This is a genomic window from Gelidibacter sp. (assembly GCF_035515035.1).
Lineage (GTDB): Bacteria > Bacteroidota > Bacteroidia > Flavobacteriales > Flavobacteriaceae > Gelidibacter.
In genome coordinates this window covers 1-6,567 of the sequence record NZ_DATJCA010000054.1, presented here as the reverse complement: position 1 = coordinate 6,567, position 6,567 = coordinate 1, and the positions used below count along the sequence as shown (strand labels likewise).

Sequence of the window (6,567 nt, the reverse complement as noted above, 5' to 3'; positions counted from 1 at the left end):
CAGAAAAATCACCAAATCAAGTCCAGGTTATGTAGCAGATAACGAAACATACGGCAAAGTATATATTAATGACCATCAGTATTTTGATAAAGTGCCATTAGTCGCTTGGGAGTTTTACATTGGTGGTTATCAACCCGCCCAAAAATGGCTAAAAGACCGCAAAGGAAGAAAATTAGAGTTTGACGATATTTTGCATTATCAAAAAATTATTGTGGCATTGACTGAGACGGATCGGTTGATGAGGGAGATTGATGAAATTGAGTTTATGGAAACAGCCAATAAAGAAGTTTTGACAAATGGATAAGGAGTATTTTTTGATCCAAGATAGGTTAAAGCAACTTGAAACCACTTTTATCAAAGATGGTTGGATAACTATTTACGAATCAACAAAAGACGACCTTGTTTATTGCTGTTTAGTACACGATTCCAAAATTGACGAGTACAAATCACAAACCGATTGGGTTATTAGACCTTATTATGAAGGGAAACCTTCAATAATTACATCATTTAAAGATGGTAAGTCTAAAACAACTTACCAAACTTATGCAGATAATGGATTTGAGCCGTTTATTTTTATAAAGCACTTTAATTTTAATGATGGTGATGAGCAATATGTTGATATATCGGAAGAGTTTGTTCTTTACTTCAAATTATATGAACGGGCTGAGAACAAACAAAACCGCAAATATTACTTCATTGATGACCTTGGTGATTTAGATGAAGTAATTAGAATTGAACCGAAAAAAATAAAGATAAAACTCAAATATCTAAAAGAGTACATTGCTGTTAGGCAAGTTCATTTTTCACTGTGCTTTGATTTTATGCGAGTTGGCGAAATTGATTTAAAAGGAAATGGAATTGAGCCGCTCGATAAAGATTTTAAAGGTGATAATTATTTTTACAATCATTTAATCAGACCATTGGACGGCAAATTTCAAAGTTGGATTTTAGGAAAAAAAATAATCAGTTTTGACCCATCTAAATCGCAGAGCTATCATTTTGATTACGAAAATCAAGTATATGAAAAGTTCATAACAGGCTATGATGAAAACGGTGATTTTGTATATCAAGATTGTAGTAAGACTAATGAAAAGTACTTTGTACTAACCTATTTCAAAAAAGAGGTTCTAAACAAATATTACAACGAACCAAAAAAATATGAAGTGGATGGGTGGCACGTAAAATCCAAATTTTTTACGCTCAAAATAGACAACAATAATGAAGATTATGTTGCAGTTTTTTTAATTGAATTAGGTTATTTACCTCACAAGGAACAATTACATTGGAAGCATCACAATATTGAGCCACAGAAAGGGATAAGTCACGCATATTACCAAACAATGATTGAAGGAAATTGGGTTGACCATCCAGAAACGCCCGATTTGTTCTTCAAACACAAATACGAGCAATTCAATAAAAAATGGGAAGCCAAGTTTGGTTGGAGACTTTATAAGCCATTAGCAAAAGAAGATGAATTTCGATTCAACTCACTACATATTCCAACTTCAAATAATGTAAAATCATTCTGCGAACAAATTCTTTCAATTAGCATAATCACGATTGATAGACTTAACTCGAAAGAGTTAGCAAAAACAATTATCAAAGAAGATGGCGACAACAGCATTACAAAATTTGAGAAATTTTTGGAAGCCCATCAAATGAAAATTCCTGATATGATTGTGTTTCTAAGAAATTTATGGGATTTGCGTTCAGGTTTGTTGGCTCATAGTTTCAGTAACTCAAATTCAAAATGCAAAAAAGCGATTAAATACTTCGGAATAAAAGAAGATAATTACATAGAAGTTGCAAAGGAAATATTTATAAAATCAATATATACTTTTAACACATTGGAAGGAAAATTATTGAACGAAGAAAGAATGACGGATGAAAAAGCCAACGCTTAAAGCCATACACATTGGCAAGTCGCACCAGCCGACACACAAGCCAAAACTTGCCAAAGAGTATGTCTTTGCCAACGCTGACAAACGGACGAAAATAAAGTACGATTGCCCAACAATGGCTATACGTAATGCGGGCGAAATTGCTGATATAAAAGTAATTACATTTAATAAACTAAGTGCTAAATTGAAAGGTAAGTGCCTTGAAATCCCGCACTACGCATAGCCGAGACCGTTACCGCCAATGCTAAAACAAGTACACGATAAAAATTAATGGCACAGCAATACGACATAAACGATCCTTACGATCTCGACATCATGCGGGCGCACTACGACAATTACTCAGAAGAGGATTGGCAGGCGTTTATTGATTTCACCCAACTGCCGGAAAACAAACGGGTATTCACGTTTGATGATAGAGGATGTTTGATGCGTATGGCCAAAAAAGCGGGGCGATATCACCGTCCGGCCGATAAGGACATCCGCTGGGGGCTTGGCTTAGCAGATAAAATTGAACGCCTGATGGCTCAGGCTGAAGCCAATGAGGATGCAGAAGAAGCCCTGGAGCACGACAATACAATCAAAGCGCGGCATGTCACCTTTCGGGTGGCCTGGCACGACAATAAATGGGATGGCAGCATTTGCAAAGACCCTTTAAAAAATCGCTATTGCAGCGGCTTTCATTCCTTGCTCTCCGAACGTTTGCGCAGGCGCAAAGAGAAAAATCTGGAACAAGAATTGGCTTTCAAAGGCCAGCCGATTACTGAAGAATATGTGCCGCCCTGCTTTTGGAGTGTCAACCTGTTTGGCAAGCAAAACATCCCCGTAAAACATGACAACCCTGCCGACCCTGGGTTGACCCTGATTGAAGAAGAACTCCCGGCTCAATCCATGTTCAGTTGGCCATTTGCCGTTTCGTTTACACGCACCAACGAGCAAATGAAAGCCGATGGCGCCTACCCGAGAAACCTGGAGCCGGTGCGCATCCCCAAGTTCAACAATGCCGTGCGCAAAGGCCAATTGGTGGCTTTTATGTATGCCAAATTTAGCAATCCGCTAACGGAAGAAGATCAGCAATATCTGGTGGTGGGCTGTGGCCTGGTGACCGACAAAGGCGATTATCACTATTTCGGCCCTAAAGACTTAATTGACAAAAAGAAAGCGAGCAAACCCAAATACCGGAATTTCCCTTCCATGAACTGGGCTATTCGTTACTCCTTTCAGGAGCGTGATTTACTGGTGCGCATGCCTTATCACGAGTATTTGGACTATGTGAATCAACCCGGCTTTGATGCAGAGGGAAAAGAACAATTGCTGAATAAAATCAAGGTAGCCATCACCGAGCCCGAACTTAACCACTGCTTTAAGTATGTGGCCATGGATGTGGATGACGATGAAGCCATTTTCATCTTAACCAAAATGCGCAAGCAACTCATTAATTGCAAAGACGATGGCATTGTTTCCCCAAGCGAAATGCAAGACCGCATAGATGCCGTAGAGCAGTTGCTTTCTTTCTGCTGGAAAAAGCGCACCTATTTTCCCGGATTCTCATCCATCTGCCGCAGCATATTGAATTGGGATAAGCAAGAATTTTTGTTGGATGAGCTGATCGAAGAATTGCAACAAGGTGAGCAAGATGAATACTACGACACCTTTTTGGCATTGATTGAAAATCCAGATAGCAACAAAACCTACCGCAAATATGCCGCCCTGCTCAAAGATGTAAAAGAGGCGTTGGAAGACAGCTACGGCCTGACGGAAGAGCAGTTTTTGCATTTGTGTATGCTCAACCTGAAACCTTTTCAGTACAAACGCATCCTATCGGGTAAATTGAAATTATCGGGCGATTGGAAAAAGACAATTGATGACGAGCGGGCCAGTCATACTTTGTCTGAAATAAGTTCGAATCCTTATTTGCTTTACGAAGATTACCAGGCCTATGATGCCCTACTCGATCCGGTAACAGGAGAAGAGACCGACAACCCAATTGACTTGTTCAAAATAGATGTAGCCTACTTCCCGGATACCCGCTTCGGTATTGAGCGTAAAGACTTGCAACGGCAAATGCGCAACAACGACAAGCGCAGGCTCAGGGCATTGACCATTCGTTATCTGCGCACGCTGGAAAATACCGGTCATTGCTTTGTGCATGCCGAAGAATTGGAAAATGCTATAAAAGCATATCCCCTGTTCTACAACATGGATACGGAATATCAGATTCCGGCTAATTTCTTCCATGTCCTAAAACCGGATTATATCATTCACTTTGAAGAAACCGAAGACAAAGTGAAAGTGATTTCGGAGAATGACACCAACTACTTTTACCTGTACGAAGTATATAAGGCGGAAGGAGAAATCGAAAAGGTCATTCATCAGCTTATTCAAAACGAACCTATACAAAGCATCTATCCCGACCTTGACGAATACATAAACGCCAGCTGCAAGAAACTTGGCAGTAAATTGGGTGATGCCTTTGAAGAAGATTTATTCAAAAGCGAGCGAAAGCAATTGTACGAAAACATATACCGCAATAGGTTATTTGTATTGGCTGGGAATCCCGGTAGCGGTAAATCGTATGAGCTGCTGAACATCATTACTGAATGGAAAAAAAGAGGCGAAAAGTATTTGCTGCTCGCCCCAACGGGCAAGGCTGCTTTGCGCCTAAAAACCGACCCTGATTTCAAGGGCATTGAGGCCTTTACCATTGACAAGGTGCTGGCGGACATCAGGAATAAGAAAATGACTATTTCTACCCTGCAAAGTATCCATAACATCATCATTGACGAAATGTCGATGGTTGACCTGATGAAACTGCGTGATTTGCTCAGACTCCTCAATGTGGAAGTGCCTTCGTTCAAACGATTGGTGCTGGTGGGCGATCCGCACCAATTACCGGCCATTGGATATGGTAAGGTCTTGAAAGACATCCTGTATTTCTTAAGAACCAATACGGATCATGCCGATAAATGCATCGAACTGCAAACTAATTGCAGACAAGAGCTTGCAGAAAGCCGCATTTTGGATTTTGCCGAAGGCTACATTACCGATGGGGAAATTGATGCAAACTTGGTTTCGATTATTTCTTCAGGTAAAACGGATATATCAAAAGGATTTAGAATTCATTTTTGGAATACAGAAGAAGAACTCTACACTCAAATCAATGAAGAATTTGACTGGCTATGCAAAAGACTTGAAAAACCATTGGCTGGTAATACCGATGAAAAACTGAACCAACTTTTCGGATTGGAGAAAACAGGCGAATTATCTCCAAACCAGCCCTATAATCTTGAAAACTTTCAGTTGATCACGCCTTATCGCTCGGAGTATTTCGGTTCAGGACAAATCAACGACTATGTTCAGCGATCGTATAAATCCAATCAGGAACTGGAATTGATCAATGACTGGTTCAAGCAGTCGGACAAAATCATTCGAACCAAGAACTACTATGAAAAAGGTAAACTTATTTTATCCAATGGTTCTATTGGGTTGATCCGGGACGATAGCGAAACCCTTTTACATTTTCCTGAACTGGATGAACCTATGCCGGTTTATGGCGAAGATGGAATCCGAAGTACTGAACTGGAAGAATTTGATTTGGCGTATGCCATCACGGTGCACAAAGCCCAAGGAAGCGGATTTAATCATTGTTTCTTCATCCTGCCCAAAAAACCAGGATTACTTTCCAAGGAATTAATCTACACGGCATTGACCAGAAGCAGGGAGTCTGTGACCCTGTTTGTTCAGGGTGATAAGGAAGAGCCCTTTGAAAAATCCGTGTTAGAAAAAGCCCGTTCACGTTCCTACACCGAAAGCAGAAGAACCACGCTCCTGCTCGACAAACCGTATCGTTATTATGCATTAGAGGTAGATGGGATTTTCATTGAATCTAGGGTGGAACTGTTGATCTATCAGGCATTGAAAGAGGCTCAAAAGGAATTCGGAGAAGATGAATTGAAATTCTTTTATGAGATAAAACCTACTGTGGATGATCAGCAACTGCCCATGAAAACAGACTTTACTTTAATCACCAAAAAAGGAATCTGGTATTGGGAGCATTTGGGACGACTTGGAAATAAGAAATACGAATGGACTTGGCACAACGTAAAAAAGAAAACGTATGATGAATATGGTTTGATGGACAAGCTCATCACAACAGACGAACGAAACGGCATCAACCCTGATAAAATCAAAGAGATAGTTGAAATTATTATCGGTGATAAGGTGCAATCAGAAGATAAAACCATTCGCTATTCATTACATCATTATAGCTTAAGATGAAAGCACTAGGCGGTAACAGCGTGTATGTAGCAATAGCGGGTGAAGTGGTAAATCGAAGGTCTGTGCTTTTAAGAAACATTGTGTTAACTGGGGAGGAAAGTGCTTCTAATCCGCTACTGCATATACACGCCAAACGTTGGCGGGGCAGCTTGATACGAGAAATCAGAAAACTTATCCACGAAGCAGTGCCCGAAATCGTAGAGGAATGGAAATGGAACAGTCCGGTGTTTTCTTACAAAGGCAAGATGATTTGTAGCTCGAGTGCATTTAAAAACCACGTGGGGCTGAACTTCTTTAACGGGGCATTCTTAGAAGACCCGATCGGTTTTTTTCCTAAAGATTCTCAAGCTAAGCAAATGCGTACGGTGAAATTCACGAAAGAAGATAGCTT

Annotated in this window: 5 protein-coding genes; all 5 read left to right on the top strand. The window is 40.2% G+C overall.

Features of this window, described 5'->3' with window-relative positions; all coding sequences use genetic code 11:
* A partial coding sequence (locus VLZ86_RS04695) for a type ISP restriction/modification enzyme (RefSeq protein WP_325449246.1) occupies positions 1-304 on the top strand: 304 nt, incomplete at its 5' end.
* Positions 297-1,904, top strand: a complete 1,608-nt coding sequence (locus tag VLZ86_RS04690) for a hypothetical protein (RefSeq protein WP_325449244.1) — start codon at positions 297-299, stop codon at positions 1,902-1,904. The genes VLZ86_RS04695 and VLZ86_RS04690, both read left to right, overlap by 8 nt.
* A complete protein-coding gene (locus VLZ86_RS04685; protein ID WP_325449242.1) occupies positions 1,885-2,124 on the top strand; it encodes a hypothetical protein in 240 nt (79 codons plus the stop codon). The genes VLZ86_RS04690 and VLZ86_RS04685 overlap by 20 nt, the downstream gene beginning before the upstream one ends.
* Before the next feature lie 47 nt (positions 2,125-2,171).
* Entirely contained in the window at positions 2,172-6,176 is a 4,005-nt protein-coding gene (locus VLZ86_RS04680) for an ATP-dependent DNA helicase (RefSeq protein WP_325449240.1), read from the top strand.
* On the top strand, positions 6,173-6,567 hold a 395-nt coding region (locus tag VLZ86_RS04675; protein WP_325449238.1), incomplete at its 3' end, for a DUF1801 domain-containing protein. The genes VLZ86_RS04680 and VLZ86_RS04675, both read left to right, overlap by 4 nt.

What these genes read in the sequence shown, in the direction of transcription:
- VLZ86_RS04690 (WP_325449244.1), top strand. Translation starts at nt 297, where the DNA reads ATGGATAAGGAGTATTTTTTGATCCAAGATAGGTTAAAGCAACTTGAA.
- VLZ86_RS04685 (WP_325449242.1), top strand. Translation starts at nt 1,885, where the DNA reads ATGAAAAAGCCAACGCTTAAAGCCATACACATTGGCAAGTCGCACCAG.
- VLZ86_RS04680 (WP_325449240.1), top strand. Translation starts at nt 2,172, where the DNA reads ATGGCACAGCAATACGACATAAACGATCCTTACGATCTCGACATCATG.